Below are 2,476 nucleotides of genomic sequence, written 5' to 3'. Positions count from 1 at the left end.
TGAGGAAAGCATAAGGCCCATCTCAAGCTTATATCGGGGTTTAAGGGGAATCCTAAGGTCAAAAAAGAACTTTTTGAGGAAGCATCCCATCCCAGGCATATGGCAATATCACTGACCGGCGAGCCTACTTTATATACCCGCCTTGGTGAGCTTATAGAGGCAGCCACGAGGCGTGGGATAACAACATTTGTCGTTACCAATGGAACCATGCCGAAAGTTCTGGAAACCCTGAATCCATTGCCAACTCAGCTGTATGTTACAGTTGCGGGGCCTACTAAGGAAATTTTCAATGATGTGCTTCATCCGGCAATAGGAAATGCCTGGGAGAATTTCAATAAAACTCTGGATCTTCTCCCATCCCTTGATACAAGGACTGTAATAAGGCATACAATGGTTAAAAATGTTAATTTTCCTTTCTATGACGAATATGAGAAAATGGACAGGAGAGCCGATCCTGATTTCATAGAATCCAAGGGATATGTGCATGTTGGCCAATCGGCTGGCAGGCTTTCATATGAAAATATGCCTACACATGAAGAGATTATGGAATTTTCATCTACCCTGGCAAAAAGGCTCGGTTATTTTGAATACGCAGACAGGTTTGAAAGCCGTGTTGCCATGATTGCAAAGAATCCGGAAAATGCAAAAATAAACATAGATGAGGAAATACAGAAGACACTTAAAAAGCTTGAATTGAGCAGTGATTAACCACATAAATTCCCTAATCATTAGGCATTATGATGATGTTCTTCCCTTATTTCACGGGATTGTGACGCAGCAACTGACAGAGAAACTGTCTGAGAAAACAGGAGCAATAGTGCCTAATACTACGGGAAATTAATGCAATCTTCTGCCATATATCTCTTTCCAGTTGTTTAACCTTTAACTATCCATAACCATAATGGATTATCTTATTCTCCGCATAACTAATAATAAGGTCAGATGATATTAACTCAAATATTGCATTCATATAAAAATGGTGTTCTGATATAAGAAAGAAGAGTGTTTAGGACCCTTATATACTTTAGATACTGTTATTACAACTTTCTCCATGAACTCACACTAAAATTGATGATTATAATATTTTAGAGTTCCTTTGAACTTTCGCTGTTAAATTCCGCATCAGTAATGGGCTGATCCTTTACGCTCCATTTGTTATATAGTATACCAAGAATGCAACCAAATACTAAATAAACTATGAATCCAAAAGAGATTGTTGTCAAATAATACATTGCCCCAAAGGCATTTATGATAGATTGCATTATTATTAATCCCATTAGCACATTAACCATAATCCAGATAATTGAACCGAAAATCATGCCTTTTATAGCCATGTGTTTTCCTGGTATATGGTTATGCACATATGCAAATATAATTCCAAGGATAAGTCCGTAAATCAAACCTCCAATTATTCCTCTTATGCCAGCCTGGTTTAATGCATGGGAATAAAGTTCCATCACGTTAATTGAAGCCCCGGTTCTAGCTGCAGCCCTTGATAGACTCCTTATTATATCGGATTTGAACATGGTCGTAGTGAGAAAACCAACTATATCACCAGAAATACCCCATATTAGACCTGCAACAAGCCCGGCTGTAGCTCCTGATACAATTTTTCCCATAGAAATGTATATAATTTATGTATTTAGTTTTAACTTATTTATTCTCTAACGATTATAATATTTATGTGGAAGATGGCTTTACACATATTTAATGTAATATTCTTGGAAACATAGAATTTTACAAGGTTTTTCTATTTCATAATGTGGGTACACTACTTATACTATGCCATATTACACATTCAAGCGTTCCGGAAATAATAGCTACCTTGTAATGAGGTGGAAGAAACGTACTGACAGGATAGCAACAGTTGTTAAGGAAATAAATGTTAGTACTGCTGCAAATCTTGCATAGATTATTGAGAATGGATCAATGATATTGTACTGAAAAGCTACAGTACCGGATCAACTTTATCTGCACTGTATATTGACAAGAAAATTGGTCTCAGGGATACTGTTAACCCAATCATGTGGAATAAGTGCAACATTTTATGATCTTATGAATTGCAGTAAACTCTCCCATGGCATATGACTTGACTGGCGAGTTTTTTCATACCGGACATAGGTTTGCTCCTGGTCGTTGATTAGATCCATGAACGACCTTTTACCATTTAGCGGCATTCATTAGCGACACAGTGTCTATCCAAAGACCTGGGCCGCCAAGGCATAGAGACCCTGACGAGTTGGTAGTGGACGCCCCCGGTAAGTCATGATTGGTGGTTCCGCGACCTTCACGAATCCCCTGCACACAAGTTCATCCGTGGCCCATTCGGCATGTTGGCTCGGCACATCAATGCGCATGGCATCCGTGGTGGAAGCCACGATTTGGGCCGCCAACTGCGACGCGTAATGATCGTCACGCGCGACGAGGGGGCCTAGAATCCAGTTGACGTGCCCCTTAATGGCCAATGCATAGCCCA

Annotated in this window: 3 protein-coding genes and 1 pseudogene; 2 read left to right on the top strand and 2 right to left on the bottom strand. The window is 39.5% G+C overall.

All coding sequences use genetic code 11. The features are described 5' to 3' along the window. The first annotated feature begins 30 nt into the window (after positions 1-30). Entirely contained in the window at positions 31-708 is a 678-nt protein-coding gene (locus AMDU4_RS03565) for a radical SAM protein (protein ID WP_290704086.1), read from the top strand. Positions 709-1,085: 377 nt separating this feature from the next. Here the strand turns inward: AMDU4_RS03565 and AMDU4_RS03560 are convergent, their stop codons facing one another. Then, complete coding sequence (locus tag AMDU4_RS03560; RefSeq protein WP_021786612.1) at positions 1,086-1,619, bottom strand: DUF6789 family protein; 534 nt, start codon at positions 1,617-1,619, stop codon at positions 1,086-1,088. Between the two features lie 163 nt (positions 1,620-1,782). On the opposite strand from AMDU4_RS03560, the gene AMDU4_RS03555 reads away from it, so the two are divergent. Then, the gene (locus AMDU4_RS03555) at positions 1,783-1,911 is read left to right on the top strand and encodes a hypothetical protein (protein ID WP_290704083.1); all 129 of its coding nucleotides are present in this window, start codon (positions 1,783-1,785) and stop codon (positions 1,909-1,911) included. Positions 1,912-2,195: 284 nt separating this feature from the next. Here the strand turns inward: AMDU4_RS03555 and AMDU4_RS03550 are convergent. After that, positions 2,196-2,476, bottom strand: a pseudogene (locus AMDU4_RS03550) (N-acetyltransferase); the annotation flags it as partial.

This window comes from Ferroplasma sp. Type II (genome assembly GCF_000496155.1).
This window is presented reverse-complemented; position numbering and strand designations above follow the sequence as displayed.

Excerpts from the sequence above, each read along its gene's own strand:
- AMDU4_RS03560 (WP_021786612.1), bottom strand. The coding sequence starts at position 1,619 with ATGGGAAAAATTGTATCAGGAGCTACAGCCGGGCTTGTTGCAGGTCTA.
- AMDU4_RS03555 (WP_290704083.1), top strand. The coding sequence starts at position 1,783 with ATGCCATATTACACATTCAAGCGTTCCGGAAATAATAGCTACCTTGTA.